Genomic DNA, 17,025 nt, shown 5'->3' with positions numbered 1-17,025 from the left:
AGCCGCTGCATCCAGGGGATTGACGGGGTTCCTCCGGCCCGTCTCCGTCACGGCGCCTGACTTCCCGCGGCGTCCTTGTTACGTTCGATTGCCATATGACGCCCGTGTTACAGAGTGCGACCTCGACCCCGCCCGATCTCGACTCCCGACACGAATACCGTCCACCGACGGTCGACGACGGTGTCCGCCTCTGGGAAATGGCCCGCGATTCCGAGGTGCTCGACGTCAATTCCAGTTACTCGTACCTGTTGTGGTGCCGCGACTTCGCGGCGACGTCCGTCGTCGCGGTCGACGGTGGCAATCGACCCGTCGGTTTCGTGACCGGTTACCTCCGACCGGACGCCCCGCACACGGTGTTCGTCTGGCAGGTCGCCGTCGACGCCGCTCACCGCGGCCGAGGACTCGCCCGCGGCATGCTCGACTCCCTCGTCGACCGGGTCGTCTCCGAGCACGGCGTCACCACCCTGGAAACCACGGTCAGCCCCGACAACGCGGCGTCGATCGCCACGTTCACCTCGCTCGCGCGGCGGCGGGGCACCGGCATCGTCCGCTCGGACCTGTTCGCCGCCGGGTCGTTCCCGGACGCGCATCAGCCGGAAGACCTCTACACCGTCGGCCCCTTCGCGGCCCCCACCACCGATTCGCAGGAGACCTCATGAACCAGATCACCCCCACCCCGGACGTGTTCGAGAACCACGAGTCGCAGGTCCGCAGCTACAGCCGCCAGTGGCCCGCCGTGTTCGACACCGCGCAGGGCTCGTGGATCACCGACGAGAACGGCAAGCGTTACCTCGACTTCTTTGCCGGCGCCGGTGCGCTGAATTACGGCCACAACCACCCGGTCCTCAAGACCGCACTGGTGGACTACATCATGCGCGACGGCATCACCCACGGCCTCGACATGTCCACCGTGGCCAAGCGCGACTTCCTGGCCACCTTCACCGAGAAGATCCTGGCGCCGCGTGGACTCGACTACAAGGTGCAGTTCCCCGGACCCACCGGGACCAACACCGTCGAGGCCGCCCTCAAGCTCGCCCGCAAGGTGACCGGTCGCTCGTCGGTCATCAACTTCACGAACGCTTTTCACGGAATGACGCTCGGCGCCCTGTCGGTCACCGGCAATTCCATGAAGCGCGCCGGCGCCGGCATTCCCCTGGTGCACGCGACCCCGATGCCGTTCGACAACTACTTCGGCGGCGCCACCGACGACTTCCAGTGGATGGAACGGGTGCTCGACGATTCCGGCAGCGGCATCAACCGTCCCGCCGCGGTCATCGTCGAGACCATCCAGGGTGAGGGCGGCGTGAACGTCGCCCGCGCCGAGTGGCTGCAGGCCCTCGCCGAGCTGCTGAAGCGCCGCGACATCCTGCTCATCGTCGACGACGTCCAGATGGGCGTCGGCCGCACCGGCCAGTTCTTCTCGTTCGAAGAGGCCGGCATCGTGCCGGACATCGTCACGCTGTCGAAGTCCATCGGCGGCTACGGAATGCCCATGGCGCTCACCTTGATTCGCCCCGACCTCGACGTGTGGGGGCCGGGCGAGCACAACGGCACGTTCCGCGGCAACAACCCCGCTTTCGTCACCAGCGCCGCGGCGATCGAGCATTTCTGGTCCGACGACACCTTCGAGAAGGAGATTCTCGCGAAGGGCGAGCGCATCCGGGCCGCGTTCACCGACCTCGCCCATCGCTTCGAGGGCGTGAGCACCCGCGGCCGCGGCATGGTGCACGGGCTGGTCTTCGCCGACGGTGACCTCGCCGGCAAGGTGACCTCCATGGCTTACGACCAGGGTCTGCTCGCGGAGACGTCCGGCCCGTCGGACGAGGTGGTCAAGCTGCTCCCGCCGCTGACCATCTCCGAGGAGGATCTCGACCATGGTCTGTCGATCCTGCGCCAGGCCACCGAGACCGTCTGCTCCTGACCCACGTCGACCCAGCGAAAGGATCCGATTTCCATGATCGTGCGCACCACCGACGAGATCACCGGCACCGAACGGGACATCGCCAGCGAGGACGGCCAGTGGCGGTCCAAGCGCATCGTCCTCGGCGGCGACCGGGTGGGCTTCTCCTTCCACGAGACCACCATCGAGCCGAACACGGTGAACAACTTCCACTACGCCAACCACGTCGAGGCCGTCTGGCTCATCGAAGGCGAAGGCACGCTCACCGACCGTGAGACCGGCGAGACCTACCCGCTCGGGCCCGGCAGCATGTACCTGCTGAACGGACACGAGCGACACACCGTCGAGACCACCACGCGCATGCGCATGCTGTGCGTCTTCAACCCGCCCGTCGTCGGCGACGAGCGGCACGACGAGAACGGTGTCTACCCGCTCATCGAGGTCCCTGCCTGACCGCCCGCGGCACGGGCCTTCTGGCTCGGGCCCGACCCCGGCATCGCCGAACGAGACCGCGCGAGCGACCTATCCTGGACGAGGTGACCTCCGTTTCCCCGTTCTCACCGTCGCAGCGCGGTCTCGTCTCGTTGGACGACGTCCTGTCCCGCGGGAACGTCGTCGCCCTCACCGGTGCGGGCATGTCCACCGACTCGGGAATCCCGGACTACCGCGGCCCCGACTCGCCGCCCCGTAACCCCATGACCTTCCAGCAGTTCATCGGGGACGACGAGTTCCGTCGCCACTACTGGGCCCGTAACCACGTCGGATGGCGGCACATGGACGCGACCCGGCCGAACGCCGGCCACCGCGCGCTCGCCGAACTCGAACGGCGCGGGGTCGTGTCCGGCGTCATCACCCAGAACGTCGACATGCTCCACACCAAGGCCGGCAGCCGGAACGTCATAGACCTGCACGGCGTCTACGGCCGGGTGCGGTGCCTGTCCTGCGAGACGCTGATCTCCCGCGTCGCTCTCGACGAGCGGTTGACCGCCGTCAACCCCGGGTTCACCGAGTCCGTCGTCGGTGCGGACGGAGTCGAGATCGCGCCCGACGCGGACGCGGAGATCTCGAGCACGGCGCACTTCCGCATGGTCGACTGCGACCGGTGCGGCGGCATTCTCAAGCCGGACATCGTCTACTTCGGTGAGAGCGTGCCCAAGCCCCGCGTGCGCGCGGCGTACGACATGGTCGACGACGCCGCCGCACTGGTCGTTCTCGGATCGTCCCTGACAGTCATGTCGGGCCTGCGCTTCGTCCGCCACGCGGCGAAGCACGACAAGCCCGTCGTCATCGTCAATCGCGGCACCACCCGGGGCGACGAGTTCGCGGACGACACCCTGCACGCCGGGTGCTCGGAGGTGTTGACGTCGTACCTGTGACGGCGGTCGCCGCGGTCTTCTTCGTCAACGGCGCCGTCCTCGGCAACTGGGGCCCGCGCATTCCGGCGATCGCGGCCGATCTCTCCCTCGACGCGGCCACGCTGGGCCTCGCGCTGGCCGGGATGGGCACGGGCGGCTTGCTGGCCACCCCGCTCGCGGCGCTGGCCATTCGCGCCCGCGGCAGCCGCTCGACCACGGTGGCCTCGGCCACGCTGCTGTCCGTCGCCATCGTGCTGCCGGCACTGGCGGGTACCTGGTGGTCGCTCGGCCTCGCCGTGATGGTTCTCGGTGCCGCCGACGGCGTGATGGACGTCGCGATGAACGCGCAGGGCGTCCTGGTCGAGAAACGACGTGACCGGTCGATCCTGAACCGTCTCCACGCGGGATGGAGCGCCGGCGCCGTCACCGGTGGGCTGGTCGGCGCGGGTGCCGCGGCGCTCGCCGTGCCCGTCGTGGTGCACTTCGCCGTGCTCGCGGCCGTCCTCCTCGCCCTCACCGCGGTCACCGCGCGGCACCTCGAGCCGGACGCCGGGCACCGCGAACCCGACAGCCACGACAGCGGCGGGCAGCCCGACCTCTCGGCACCGCGGCGTCGCTCGGTCCTCCCGCGCCGGTCGGGTCCGGCCGCGGCCCTCGCTCTGCTCGGCGCACTCGTGTTCGTGTCCTCGCTCGTCGAGGACCTCCCCCAGTCCTGGGGCGCGCTGTACGCGACCGACCTCGGGGCGACGCCCGGAGCCGCCGGACTCACCGTGGTCGCGTTCTCGACGGCGATGTTCGTGGGCCGCCTCGTCGGCGACGCCGTCGTGGATCGCGTGGGTCGCCATCGCGTGCTGATCGGCGGGTCCGTGGCCATCGCCTCGGCCTTCCTGGCCGCACCGTGGGTCACCTCCCCCACCGTGGCGGTGGTGATGTTCGCGGTGGCCGGCCTCGGTGCCGCTCCGATCTTCCCGGCGGTCTTCGGGATGGCGGGTCGGCTCCCCGGCATCGCTGCGGGCACCGCGCTGTCGGTGGTCTCGCTGGTGGCCCGCATCGGCATCCTCGTGGCCCCGATCGGATTCGGCACCCTCGCCGGGCAGCTCGGATACGGCTGGGCGCTCTGGTCCATGGTGGTGGCGGGCCTCACCGTCGCCGCCCTGGCCACCGTGTTGCGAAGGCGCACGTCAACTCGCGTGCCGCAGGGGTAGCGGCTGCGACGGTGGGGTCGATCGGTAGGTGCGGCCGGTGGGGGTACGGAACTCCACCGTGTGCACGTCGGGGGCGTCGGTTCTGGTAGTCACCCACCCGTTGCCCGGCGGATGGGGGCATCGCACCACGGGGTGCGGCAGGTCCGAATTCGTGTCACCGACACCACGACAGGGGTCCGACACGAAACCGAGCCGACGACGCGACCGCCGGTCAGACCGCAACGAGGTCGTCGGCGTGCACCACGGGGCGCCGCGCGTCCGGCGCCAGATCCGACGTCGACTTGCCGAGCATCCCGACCAGCTCGGCCGAGTCGTAGGCGACCACCCCGCGCGCGACCGGGGTGCCGTCGTCGGCGTGCAGCGAGACCACGTCCCCGGCATCGAATGTGCCTGTGACAGAGGTGATTCCGGCGGACAGCAGCGATCGCCGACGCCCGACGACGGCCTCGACCGCACCGGCGTCGAGGGTGAGTCCCCCACTGGTGTCGGCGGCATGACGCACCCAGAATCGTCGCGCCGACAGCCGCGTCGGTCGCGCGGCGAACACGGTGCCCGTCGGCCCACCGGCCAACGCGGAGGCCGCGTCCGACGCCGCGGCCAGCAGGACGGGAACGCCGGCGTCCGCCGCGAGCCGCGCCGCGGACAGCTTGGAGGCCATTCCGCCGGTCCCCAGCGCGCCACCCGATCCGGCGACCACCCCGTCCAGGTCCTCGGGTCCGTCGACCTCCGGGATCAGCCTCGCGGCGGGATCCTTGCGGGGGTCACCGTCGTAGAGCCCGTCGACGTCGGAGAGCAGAACCAACGCGTCCGCACCCACGAGGTGTGCGACCAGCGCCGCCAGCCGGTCGTTGTCGCCGAAGCGGATCTCGGTGGTCGCCACGGTGTCGTTCTCGTTGACCACGGCCACCGCGCCGAGCGAACGCAATCGGTCGAGCGTCCGCTGCGCGTTGCGGTGGTTCGCGCGGCGGGCGATGTCCTCGGCCGTCAGCAGAACCTGGCCGACGGTCCGCCCGTGCCGGGCGAAGGACGTTCCCCACGCATGCGCCAACGCCAACTGCCCCACACTGGCCGCCGCCTGCTTCGTCGCCAGATCCTGCGGGCGTCGTCGCAACCCCAGCGGGGCCATACCCGCCCCGATCGCACCGGACGAGACGACCACGACGTCCGAGCCGCGTCGCATTCGCGCCTCGATGGCGTCGGCCAGGGCGTCGAGACGAGAGACGTCGAGGCCCTCGGCCATCGAGGTGAGCGCCGACGATCCGATCTTCACCACCACGGACCGTGCGGCCGCGATGGTCTCCCGCGTTCCTGTCACTGCTCGTCGGTCTCCAGACCACGGCGGACCCGACGCGCATGCTTGCGCTCGGCCGCGCCGATACGCTCCACCTGGTCGATACGCGAGTCGGTGCCGCGACCGGTGAGGGTGACCTCGACACCCGCGGGGGTCTGCGGTTCCCAGTCGAAGCTGACGTCACCGATGGTGACGGGAGCGCCGGGCTGCGCACCCTGCTTGACCAACTCGTCCTCGACACCGAGCCGCGCGAGCCGGTCCGCGAGGTAGCCCACGGCCTCGTCGTTGTCGAACGCGGTCTGCTTGACCCACCGCTCGGGCCGTTCGCCGCGCACGATGAAGCCGCCCGGCTCGTCGGGATCGGCGATGACGCTGAAGCCCGCACGATCCGTCGCGACGGGTCGGATGACCTGCCGACGCGGCGCCGCCTTCGGGTGGTCGCGCCGGTACTGCGCCACCAGCTCGGCCAGCGCGAAGGTCAACGGGCGCAGGCCTTCTCGACTCACCGCCGAGATGGTGAACACCGGCCAGCCCTTGGCCTCGAAGTCGGGGCGGACCATGTCCGCCAGTTCCGCGGCCTCGGGCACGTCCACCTTGTTCAGCACGACGATGCGCGGCCGGTCCGCCAGATCGCCCAGGCTCGCGTCGCCCGACAGCGCCGGCACGTACGCCGCCAACTCGGCTTCCAGCGCCTCCACGTCGGACACCGGGTCACGCCCCGGATCGAGGGTGGCGCAGTCGACCACGTGGGCCAGCACGGCGCACCGCTCGAGGTGACGCAGGAAGTCGAGGCCGAGCCCCTTGCCCTGACTGGCACCCGGAATCAGACCCGGCACGTCGGCGACGGTGAAGGTGGTCTCGCCGCTCGAGACGACGCCGAGGTTCGGCACCAACGTGGTGAACGGGTAGTCCGCGATCTTCGGCTTGGCCGCCGACAGCACCGAGACGAGCGACGACTTCCCGGCGCTGGGGAATCCGACCAGGCCGACGTCCGCGACGGACTTCAGTTCGAGAACCAGGTCGCGTTCCTCGCCGTCCTCGCCGAGCAGGGCGAAGCCGGGGGCCTTGCGGGCGCGCGAAGCGAGAGCGGCGTTCCCGAGGCCACCGCGACCGCCGGCCGCCGCCTCGAACCGGGTGCCCTCCCCGATCATGTCGGCGAGGATCCGACCGTCCTTGTCCAGCACGACGGTGCCGTCCGGCACGCGCAGGATCAGGTCCTCGCCGATGGCCCCGTCACGGTTGCTCCCGGCGCCCTGCGTGCCGTTGCCGCCCTTCGCGTACGGGTGGAAGTGGAAGTCGAGGAGGGTGTGCACGCCGGAGTCGACGACGAGCACGACGTTGCCGCCGCGACCACCGTTACCACCGTCGGGGCCGCCGAGGGGCTTGAACTTCTCCCGATGCACGGACGAGCATCCGTTGCCGCCCTTTCCTGCACTGACGTGCAGAGTGACGCGGTCGACGAAGCGCGACATGGGAGAGGTCCTTCCGAGCGGGTGACGCAGGTGGTGAGTGGTGAAACGCCGACAGGGGCGGCCGGAGAGCGCTAGCCCTCCGAGCCGCCCCTGCCGGGAACGTGTCGGTCAGCGGGGAGCGTGCTCCCCGCGGTGCCGCAGGAGGATCAGACCTCTGCGGCGGCCGGAACGATGTTGACGGTCTTGCGGCCACGCTTGGTGCCGAACAGGACCGAGCCCGCAGCCAGGGCGAAGAGCGTGTCGTCGCCACCACGGCCGACGTTCACGCCGGGGTGGAAGTGCGTGCCACGCTGACGGACCAGGATCTCGCCTGCGTTGACGTCCTGGCCGCCGAAGCGCTTGACGCCGAGTCGCTGAGCGTTGGAATCGCGACCGTTGCGTGAGCTGGACGCGCCCTTCTTGTGTGCCATGAGAAACCCTCCGGGGTCGGTAGAGAGATCAGAACGTCGGACGACGTCAGTTGATGCCGGTGACCTTGAGGACGGTCAGCTTCTGCCGGTGTCCCTGACGCTTGTGGTAGCCGGTCTTGTTCTTGAACTTGTGGATGCGGATCTTCGGGCCCTTGGTGTGCTCGACGATCTCGCCGGCGACCGACACCGTGGCCAGCTTGTCGGCGTCGGTGGTCAGCTCGGCGCCGTCGACGACGAGAACCGGGTCAAGCGAGACGGCCGTGCCGGGCTCTCCCTCGATCTTCTCGACCTTGACGAGGTCACCCACTGCGACCTTGTACTGCTTTCCGCCGGCTTTGACGATCGCGTACGTTGCCATCGGACGGCTACCCCTTGCTTGTCGAACGTGTTCGCTCCCCGTGTGGGGGCGACTGGTTTCTCGGCGCGACACGACCTCCGGCGAACCGGGGGGCCGTCGCATCCAGTGATGATCTGCTGGCCGGCACAGCGGGCGGGACCCACCCGAGAGATGGGCACGACACGACCGCGTCGCCGACAGCGACCGTCCAAGATTACGGGAGAGCGTCGTGCCGGGTCAAACCGGTGACGCCCCACCTCCCGGACCTACCCTTCCCTACTCCTCCACCGGCGGACCGGCGGGGCGACCTGCGGCGCGACGTCGGGGACGACGCACCGGCGTGGCCGCCGAGGCGGACGCCGCTCCCCCGGTGGTGACCGACGCCTCGGGCGCGGACTCCCCGGACGCTGCAGTATCCGAGTTCTCCGACGCCGATCCGTCGGCCGACGAGCCCGCGACCGGGCCCCCAGCCGAACCCACGGCCGCATCCTGAGCCGGGACGACGATCACGGTGCCGGCCGAATCCCCGGCCGGCGCGGCCGCCGCCCGTGCGACCCGGCGGGCGCGACGCGGGCGGGCTGCCGGCTTCTCGGGCTCAGCGGGCTGCTCGGGCTCTGCCGGCGCTACGGGCTGCTCGGGCTCCGCCGGCGCCACGGGCTGCTCGGCGTCGGCCTGCACCGGCTCGACCGATGCAGCGGTCTCGGCCTCCCGCACCGCCTCGACGGCTGCTTCGGCATCCGCGACGGGGTCGCCCGCCACCTCGGCGACGGGGTCGCCTTCCGCCTCGGCGACGGGGTCGCCATGTACGACGGCGACGGGGTCACCCGCCGGCTCGTCCTGGTGGTGGTGAGCGGCCATCGCGAGGGCGACGGGATGCGGCTGGCGCGGCGCGACCTTCGCCTCCGAGGCGGCCGACTCCGCGGCGTCACCGGAGTCGGTCTCGCCGGTGGTGTCGCTCTCGGTGTCCGACGACTTGTCGCGGTCGGCGGACCGGCCGCCACGCTTGCGTCGCGACCCACCCTGCTGATCGCGCGATCCGCGCCCGCCGTCGTCCTTGGCCGTCTCGACCGGGAACTGGTGGACGACGATGCCGCGGCCGTGGCAGTGCTCGCAGGTGGTCGAGAACGCCTCGATCAGTCCGGTGCCCATGCGCTTGCGGGTCATCTGGACCAGGCCGAGGGAGGTCACCTCGGACACCTGGTGGCGCGTGCGATCCCGGCCGAGCGCCTCGGTGAGGCGACGCAGAACCAGGTCACGGTTGGATTCGAGGACCATGTCGATGAAGTCGACGACGATCATGCCGCCGATGTCGCGCAGCCGCATCTGGCGCACGACCTCCTCGGCCGCCTCCAGGTTGTTCCGCGTGACGGTCTCCTCGAGGTTGCCGCCCTCGCCGGTGAACTTGCCGGTGTTGACGTCGACCACGGTCATCGCCTCGGTGCGGTCGATCACGAGGGTGCCGCCGGACGGCAGCCACACCTTGCGGTCGAGCGCCTTGGCCAGTTGCTCGTCGATGCGGTACGCGGCGAAGACGTCCACGTCCTTGGACGTCGACTCGTAGCGCGTCACCCGCGGCAGCATGTCCGGAGCCACGGCCTCGATGTAGCTCTGCACGGTCGACCACGCACGTTCGCCCTCGATGACCAGACCCGAGAAGTCCTCGTTGAACAGGTCGCGCACGACCTTGACCAGAAGATCCGGCTCCTCGTACAGGGTGACCGGCGACGATCCCTTGCTCGATTCGGCGTTCGACGACCGCTCCTGGATGGCCGCCCACTGCGACTGCAGCCGGGTGACGTCGCGCTCGAGCTCCTCGGCACTGACGCCCTCGGACGCGGTGCGGATGATGACCCCGGCATCGGCGGGAACGATGTCGCGCAGGATGTCCTTGAGCCGTTTGCGCTCGTTGTCGGGCAGCTTGCGGCTGATGCCCGTGGACGACCCGCCCGGCACGTACACCAGGAAACGACCGGCCAGCGAGATCTGCGTGGTGAGGCGGGCACCCTTGTGACCCACCGGGTCCTTGGAGACCTGCACCAGCACCTGGTCGCCCGACTTCAGCGCCTGCTCGATCTTGCGGCTGTTGCCGCCCAGACCTGCTGCGTCCCAGTCGACTTCGCCGGCGTAGAGCACGCCGTTGCGCCCCTTGCCGATGTCGATGAACGCCGCTTCCATGCTGGGCAGCACGTTCTGCACGCGCCCCAGGTAGATGTTGCCGACGATCGAGCCCGACGACGTACTGGTCACGAAGTGCTCGACCAGAACGCCGTCCTCGAGCACCCCCACCTGCGTCAGATCGGGGTGGCCGGCGAGCGACTTCTCCCGGACGACCATGGTGCGGTCGACCGATTCCCGACGCGCGAGGAACTCGGACTCGGTGAGAATCGGCGGACGGCGACGTCCCGCGTCCCGTCCGTCCCGACGACGCTGCCGCTTGGCCTCGAGTCGGGTCGACCCCGAGATGCCCTGAACCTCGTCCTTCTTGGCCCGCTGGCGCGGCTCGCGCTCGTGGACGACCGTGTTCGGCGGATCGTCCTCGCTGGTGGTGTCGTCTCCGTCGCCACCGCCGCTCTTGCGGCGGCGCCGACGGCGTCGACGACGGCTGGCCGACTCCCCGCCGGTCTCGTCGGATTCGGCGGTGCCGTCCTGCGAATCGTCGGACTTGTCGGACTCGTCGGACGCTGCCGTGTCGGCGGTCTCCGTGGACGCGGCGTCGGTGCTGCCGGTCGACTCCTCGGCGGTGTCGGCAGTGTCTGCGGCGTCGGCATTCTTCTGCCCGCCGCGGCGGCTGCGGCGACGGCCACGCTTGGGGGCGTCGGTCGAGTCGGCACCCTCGGTGGCCGCTGCATCGTCGTCGGCTCCACTGCCGTCGGCAGCGGACTCGTCGGACGTCGTGTCGGTGGCGGTGTCCGCCCCGCCGGTCGTCGGCGTGTCGGTGGCGTCGTCGCCCGACTCTCCGCCGTTCTCACCGGTGTCGTCGTTCCCGGCGTCACCACGGCCACGGCCACGGCCTCGCCGTCCGCGACGACGGCGACGCGGTCCGCTGCCGGACTCGCTGTCGTCCTGATCGGACTCGCTGCGGGGACCGTCGATCGGCGCGGCGTCCTTCTGCGCGGCATCGGCCGGTGCGGAGTCCGCCTGTCCGGCCTCGGCCGTCGCGGCGTCGACCTGCTCGGCATCGGCCACCGGCTCCGGCGCGGCGGGCTCGGCCGGGGCAGCCTTGCGCGTGGACGCACGACGCCGACGCGGCGCCTCCGGTGCGGGCTCGGGCTGGAGGAAGAGCGGGACGTCCGCCGGCCGCACCTCGGGAGCGGGCGCCTCGGACTCGTCCGGCGTCGTCGGCGCAGGGGCCGACGTGAAGAGGTCGGGCTCGGTGACGGACGCCGGGCTCTCGTCGGCAGTGGAGGCTCCGGCCTGCTCCTCGGCGGGAACGTCGGCCGGGTCGACGGCAGCCGCCTCGCCGGCCGGCGCGTCGAGCGCGTTGGCCACCGTCTCCGCGTCCTCACGCACGACGCTGGACTGCACGCTGCGGACGTCCTTGCCCATCTCGGCGAGCTGGGCGACGACCTGCTTGCTGGTCACTCCGAGGAGCTTGGCCAGGGCGTGAACGCGGATGCGCTCGGGGAAGGTTCTGGGCGGCTCGTGATCGGCCACGTGTTCTCCTCGGGGCCCCGGGCGCGGTCGTCGCGAACGGTCGGCCCCTGGTGGGGGCGTCGTCCGTCGACACGAACCGCGGCCACGCGGGTGCCTTGGTCTGTTCGCGGAACCCGGGCGGGTTCGACGAGGTCGGGTCGCATCTCGGCCCGTCGCCGACCGGAACGGTCGCCGACGGGTACCGCGAATGCCTGGGCGGATGGCCGGTCCGAGCGCCTCGTCCTCAGCGTCACCGTCCGTCGAGGTGCCGGGGGGCACGACGACCGACGCGCGGTCCGCGATGACGGGCACCGGGTGCCGTGGATGTCATCCGGTCGCCTGCGCGTGGTGCGCGCCGCGACCTCCGTCAGTATCCCACACGGATACGTTCACCCACGCCACCCGTGGCCCGGAACGGTCGCCCGAGGTGTCGACCGTTCGCGGGCCGGCGGCATCAGCCCAGTTCGGGGAACCAGATGGCGATCTCCCGGGCGGCGGATTCCGGCGAGTCCGATCCGTGCACCAGGTTCTGCTGGCCGTCGAGCGCGAGGTCGGCACGGATGGTGCCGGGCACGGCCTTGGCCACCGGGTCGGTTCCGCCGGCGATCTGCCGGAACGCGGCGATGGCGCGCGGCCCCTCGAGCACGGCGGCGACCAGGGGGCCCGACGTGATGAACCCCAGGAGCTCGGGGAAGAAGGACTTCTCGGCGTGCTCGGCGTAGTGCGCGGTCGCGTCCTCCTCGGACACGGTGAGCAGCTTCAGGGCGACGATGTCCAGGCCCTTGCGTTCGACCCGGCCGAGGATCTCTCCGACGAACTTGCGGGCGACGCCGTCGGGCTTGATCAGTACGAGAGTGCGTTCGGTCACGCGGCAGAGCCTAGCGTCCTGGTCATTCGCGCTGACTGGGCAGGCGTCCCTCCGCGATGCGCTTGCGCAGATCGCGGCGGAGGTAGATCAGGTACGCCCAGACGCAGGAGAAGAGCAGCCCGACGATCGCGATCGACGGGTGGGCCAGGAATCCCACGATCACCAGCACCTGGAGGGCGACGTCGAACTGCAACGCCCACGGTCGCCCCTGAAGGCCGGCACCGAGCAGCATGACGATGCCGAGTCCGACGATGTAGGTCCCGCTGATCCAGGACAGCCCCCCGCCGACGGTCGCGACGACGGGCAACGCCAGGAAGACGACGATGGCCTCGAGCACCAGGGTGCCGGCGCAGACGCCGCGGAACCCCTTCCACGGATCGCGCGCGGGCGGCGGAACGGACCCGCCCTCGGGGGTCGGAGCGGAGGTCATGCTGGGTCCTTCCCGAAGAGAGTGCGCGCGGCTCCGGCGGTGACCACAGACCCGGTGACGACGACTCCCGCACCGGACACCGCCTCCCCCTCGTCCGCGACGTCCTCGGCGATGCCGATGGCGATCTCGAGGGCGTCGGGCAGGGTCTCGGCGACCACGACGCGTTCGTCGCCGAACTTGGCGACGGCCGCGTCGGCGAGAGCGTCGACCTCGAGGCCGCGGGGCGAGCCGTTCGTGGTCACGACGATCTCGTCGAAGACCGGTTCGAGGGCGGTGAGAATGCCGTCGACGTCCTTGTCCTTCATGACGGCGACGACGCCGACGAGCTTGCGGAAATCGAATTCCTCGCCGAGCGTCGTCGCGAGCGCCGCGGCGCCGTGCGGGTTGTGGGCGGCGTCGACGAAGACGGTGGGGGCGTTCCGCACCCGCTCGAGCCGACCCGGATTGACGACGGTGGCGAATCCCTCGCGGACGGTGTCGAGGTCGAGGCCGTGGTCGGCACCCGCCCCGAAGAACGCCTCGACGGCCGCGAGGGCGACGGACGCGTTCCGGGCCTGATGAGCGCCGTGCAACGGCAGGAAGATGTCGCCGTAGACCCCGCCGAGCCCGCGGAGTTCGAGCTGCTGACCGCCGACGGCGACGCGGCGCGAGAGCACGACGAATTCCGACCCGGCGCGGGCGACGGCGGCGTCGGACTCGACGGCGCGGCGCAGGATCACCTCCATCGCCTCGGGTTGCTGCTCGTCGACGATCACGACGGTGTCGACGGGGTCGAGCCGCTCGGGCGCGCGCTTGACGATGCCCGCCTTCTCCCCTGCGATGGACGCGAGATCGTCACCGAGGTACTCGGTGTGGTCCATCCCGACCGGGGTGATGACGGCGACCTGCGCGTCGACGACGTTGGTGGCGTCCCACGTCCCGCCCAGTCCGACCTCGACGACGGCGACGTCGACCGGTGCCTCCGCGAACGCGGCGAACGCCATCGCGGTCAGCACCTCGAACTTGCTCATCGCGGGTCCGCCGGCGGCCTGGCTGCGCTCGTCGATCATCTCCACGTACGGCAGGACGTCGCGGTAGGTGTCGACGTACTGGCGAGGCGTCAGCGGCACCCCGTCGATCGCGATGCGTTCGGTGGCGAGCTGCAGATGTGGGCTGGTGGTCCGGCCCGTCCGGCGGTGGAACGCCCGCAGCAGGGACTCGATCATGCGCGTGACCGACGTCTTGCCGTTGGTGCCGGCGACGTGGATGGCGGGGTAGCTCGCCTGCGGCGAGCCGAGCAGGTCCATCAGAGCCCGAATGCGGGTGAGCGACGGCTCGATGGTGGTCTCGCCCCAGCGGCGGTCCAGCTCCGACTCCACCAGGGTGAACTCGGCGAGGTCCACCGGCGACGGGGCGGCAGGGGTGCCGTCCGCCGCGCCGTCGACCGGGCCGCTCACGCCGAGCCCAGGTCGCCGAGGCGCTTGGTCAGCCGCTCGACCTCGTCGCGCGCCAGCTGCTGCCGGGCGGTGATCTTCTGTACGACGGCCTCGGGAGCCTTGGCGACGAACGCCTCGTTGCCGAGCTTCGCCGTGGTGGTCTCGAGCTCCTTGCGCGCGGCCGCGAGATCCTTCTCCGCGCGCTTGATCTCGGCCGCGACGTCGACGGTGCCGGACGTGTCGACGGCCACCGTCACGGTCGCCCGCGACAGTCGCACCTCGATGGACGCGGACTCGGTGAACCCGGCGTCGGCCTCGGGCTCGGTGAGGAACGCGAGCGCCTGCACGGCCGGCACCAGCGAGGTCAGCTCCGCGTCGTCCGTTCCCACCAGGCGTGCGGGCACCCGCTGCTTGGGCTTGACGCCCTGGTCGCTCCGGAAGCGCCGCACCTCGGTGATGAGCTTCTGGGCGTCGGCGACGCGCTGCTGCGCCACCGGATCGGCGCCCACGCCGGTCTCCTTGGGCCACTCCGCGACGACGACGGATTCACCGCCGGTGAGGGCGGTCCACAACGTCTCGGTGACGAACGGGATCACCGGATGCAGCAGGCGCAGCACGGAATCGAGCACGGTGCCGAGCACGAGCCGGGTCGCCGCGGCCCGGTCCTCGGTGTCGGCGGCAGTCCCGGCCGGCCCGGCGAACTGCACCTTGGCCAGCTCGAGGTACCAGTCGCAGACCTCGTCCCAGACGAAGTGGTAGAGCGCCTCGCAGGCCTTGCCGAACTCGTACCGGTCCAAGGCGTCGTCGACCTCGGCGCGGACCGTCGCGAGACGGTCGAGGATCCACCGGTCGGCGTCGGTCAGCGTGTCCCGCGCGGGCAACTCCCCCACCGTCGCGCCGTTCATGAGCGCGAACTTGGTCGCGTTGAACAGCTTGGTGGCGAAGTTGCGCGAGGACTGTGCGTTGTCCTCGCCGACCGACAGATCACCGCCGGGGTGCGCGCCGCGGGCGAGCGTGAAGCGCAGGGCGTCGGCGCCGAACCGGTCCACCCAGTCGAGCGGATCGATGCCGTTGCCCTTGGACTTGCTCATCTTGCGGCCATGCTCGTCGCGAACGAGCCCGTGCAGGAACACGTCTCGGAACGGGACGGGGCCGGGCACCGAGTCCGCGATCGCGGTGCCGAACATCATCATCCGGGCCACCCAGAAGAACAGGATGTCGTAGCCGGTGACCAGGACGGAGGTCGGATAGAACTTCTCGAGGTCCGGGGTCCGCTCGGGCCATCCCATGGTCGAGAAGGGCCACAGGCCCGACGAGAACCACGTGTCCAGCACGTCGGGATCCTGTGTCCAGCCCTCGGGCGCGGTCTCGTCCGGACCGAGGCAGACGGTCTCGCCGTCGGGGCCGTACCAGATGGGAATGCGGTGGCCCCACCACAATTGGCGAGAGATGCACCAGTCGTGCATGTCGTCGACCCAGGAGAACCAGCGCGGCTCCTGGCTGGTCGGGTGGATCGTGGTCTCCCCCGAGCGCACGGCGTCACCGGCCGCGGCGGCGAGCGAGGACACGTCCACCCACCACTGCAGGGACAGACGCGGCTCGATGGGCTCGCCGCTGCGCTCGGAGTGGCCGACGCTGTGCGTGTAGGGCCGCTTCTCGGCGACGACGCGGCCCTGCTCGGCGAGCGCCTCGCGGACCTTCACACGGGCCTCGAACCGGTCGAGGCCGTCGAACGGCGTTCCCGTGCCGGTGATGCGGCCCTCGGTGTCCATGATCGACGGCATGGGCAGCGAGTGCCGCACGCCCATCTCGAAGTCGTTGGGGTCGTGTGCGGGGGTGATCTTCACCGCGCCCGTACCGAACTCGGGGTCGACGTAGTCGTCGGCGATGACGGGAATCTCGCGGTCCAGGAACGGATGCGGGAGCGTGGTGCCGACGAGGTCGCGGTACCGCTCGTCGTCGGGATGCACGGCGACGGCGGTGTCACCGAGCATCGTCTCCACGCGGGTGGTGGCGACGACGACGTGCGGCTCGTCGTCGTTCAGCGAGCCGTAGCGCAGCGAGACCAACTCGCCGTCGACGTCCTCGTACTTGACCTCGATGTCGGATATGGCGGTCTGCAGCACGGGCGACCAGTTGACCAGTCGCTCGGCGCGGTAGATGAGTCCGCGGTCGTAGAGCTCCTTGAAGATGGTCTGCACCGCACGCGAGAGACCCTCGTCCATGGTGAACCGCTCGCGGCTCCAGTCGACACCGTCACCCAGCCGACGCATCTGCTCGCCGATGGTGCCGCCGGACTCGCGCTTCCACTTCCACACTCGCTCGACGAACGCCTCGCGGCCCAGCTCGTCGCGCGTGGTGCCCTCGGCCGCGAGCTGCTTCTCCACCAGCGACTGCGTCGCGATGCCGGCGTGGTCCATGCCGGGCAGCCACAGCACCTCGTAGCCCTGCATCCGCTTGCGTCGCGAGAGCACGTCCATCAGCGTGTGGTCGAGCGCGTGGCCCATGTGCAGGCTGCCGGTGACGTTGGGCGGCGGCAGCACGATCGAGTAGCCGGGTCGCGCGCTGTCCGGATCGGCGGTGAAGTATCCGGCGTCGACCCAGCCCTGGTAGAGGTCGGCCTCGACGTCGCCGGGGTTCCACGCCTTCGGCAGGCGGTCGGCGGGAGTCGGGTCGGACGCAGTCGACGCAGTATCGGTCACTCGGTCG

The 17,025-nt window shown here is 70.7% G+C and carries 14 protein-coding genes; 5 read left to right on the top strand and 9 right to left on the bottom strand.

All coding sequences use genetic code 11. From position 1 onward, the window contains the following. The first annotated feature begins 95 nt into the window (after positions 1-95). The 5 genes from ectA (at position 96) to A3Q40_RS04970 (ending at position 4,460) form a co-directional block, all read left to right on the top strand. Positions 96-659 carry a diaminobutyrate acetyltransferase gene (gene ectA, locus A3Q40_RS04990; RefSeq protein ID WP_068100150.1) on the top strand — a complete coding sequence of 188 codons (564 nt, stop codon included), beginning with the start codon at positions 96-98 and terminating at the stop codon, positions 657-659. After that, on the top strand, positions 656-1,921 hold the full coding sequence (gene ectB, locus A3Q40_RS04985) for a diaminobutyrate--2-oxoglutarate transaminase (protein ID WP_068100148.1): 1,266 nt from the start codon (positions 656-658) through the stop codon (positions 1,919-1,921). The genes ectA and ectB overlap by 4 nt, the downstream gene beginning before the upstream one ends. A gap of 33 nt (positions 1,922-1,954) precedes the next feature. Beyond that, entirely contained in the window at positions 1,955-2,353 is a 399-nt protein-coding gene (locus A3Q40_RS04980) for an ectoine synthase (protein WP_068100146.1), read from the top strand. 131 nt (positions 2,354-2,484) lie between these two features. Beyond that, positions 2,485-3,276, top strand: a complete 792-nt coding sequence (locus tag A3Q40_RS04975; protein WP_235606557.1) for a Sir2 family NAD-dependent protein deacetylase — start codon at positions 2,485-2,487, stop codon at positions 3,274-3,276. After that, positions 3,273-4,460, top strand: coding sequence for an MFS transporter (locus tag A3Q40_RS04970; RefSeq protein WP_068100142.1), 1,188 nt, complete (start codon positions 3,273-3,275; stop codon positions 4,458-4,460). Before A3Q40_RS04975 ends, A3Q40_RS04970 begins: the two co-directional genes overlap by 4 nt. A gap of 211 nt (positions 4,461-4,671) precedes the next feature. Here the strand turns inward: A3Q40_RS04970 and proB are convergent, their stop codons facing one another. The 9 genes from proB to A3Q40_RS04925 form a co-directional block, all read right to left on the bottom strand. Then, positions 4,672-5,775, bottom strand: coding sequence for a glutamate 5-kinase (proB, locus tag A3Q40_RS04965; protein WP_068100140.1), 1,104 nt, complete (start codon positions 5,773-5,775; stop codon positions 4,672-4,674). Continuing rightward, complete coding sequence (obgE, locus tag A3Q40_RS04960; protein ID WP_068100138.1) at positions 5,772-7,223, bottom strand: GTPase ObgE; 1,452 nt, start codon at positions 7,221-7,223, stop codon at positions 5,772-5,774. The genes proB and obgE overlap by 4 nt, the downstream gene beginning before the upstream one ends. 146 nt (positions 7,224-7,369) lie before the next feature. Continuing rightward, positions 7,370-7,633, bottom strand: coding sequence for a 50S ribosomal protein L27 (gene rpmA / locus A3Q40_RS04955; RefSeq protein ID WP_068100135.1), 264 nt, complete (start codon positions 7,631-7,633; stop codon positions 7,370-7,372). Positions 7,634-7,679: 46 nt separating this feature from the next. Next, positions 7,680-7,991: a 50S ribosomal protein L21 gene (rplU, locus tag A3Q40_RS04950; RefSeq protein WP_068100133.1), complete on the bottom strand. Its 312-nt coding sequence runs from the start codon at positions 7,989-7,991 to the stop codon at positions 7,680-7,682. A 255-nt stretch (positions 7,992-8,246) separates the two neighbouring features. After that, positions 8,247-11,624 carry a translation initiation factor IF-2 N-terminal domain-containing protein gene (locus A3Q40_RS04945; RefSeq protein WP_068100131.1) on the bottom strand — a complete coding sequence of 1,126 codons (3,378 nt, stop codon included), beginning with the start codon at positions 11,622-11,624 and terminating at the stop codon, positions 8,247-8,249. A 433-nt stretch (positions 11,625-12,057) separates the two neighbouring features. Next, complete coding sequence (gene ndk / locus A3Q40_RS04940; protein ID WP_068100128.1) at positions 12,058-12,471, bottom strand: nucleoside-diphosphate kinase; 414 nt, start codon at positions 12,469-12,471, stop codon at positions 12,058-12,060. A gap of 22 nt (positions 12,472-12,493) precedes the next feature. Continuing rightward, positions 12,494-12,901, bottom strand: a complete 408-nt coding sequence (locus A3Q40_RS04935; protein WP_068100126.1) for a DUF4233 domain-containing protein — start codon at positions 12,899-12,901, stop codon at positions 12,494-12,496. Beyond that, entirely contained in the window at positions 12,898-14,337 is a 1,440-nt protein-coding gene (gene folC / locus A3Q40_RS04930; RefSeq protein ID WP_068100124.1) for a bifunctional tetrahydrofolate synthase/dihydrofolate synthase, read from the bottom strand. The genes A3Q40_RS04935 and folC overlap by 4 nt, the downstream gene beginning before the upstream one ends. Continuing rightward, positions 14,334-17,018, bottom strand: a complete 2,685-nt coding sequence (locus A3Q40_RS04925; RefSeq protein WP_068100122.1) for a valine--tRNA ligase — start codon at positions 17,016-17,018, stop codon at positions 14,334-14,336. Before A3Q40_RS04925 ends, folC begins: the two co-directional genes overlap by 4 nt. Positions 17,019-17,025: the final 7 nt, after the last annotated feature.

The organism is Rhodococcus sp. PBTS 1, from assembly GCF_001620025.1.
GTDB lineage: Bacteria > Actinomycetota > Actinomycetes > Mycobacteriales > Mycobacteriaceae > Rhodococcoides > Rhodococcoides kroppenstedtii.
Note: the sequence above shows the minus strand (reverse complement) of the source record. Positions and strands in the feature narration are given on the sequence as shown.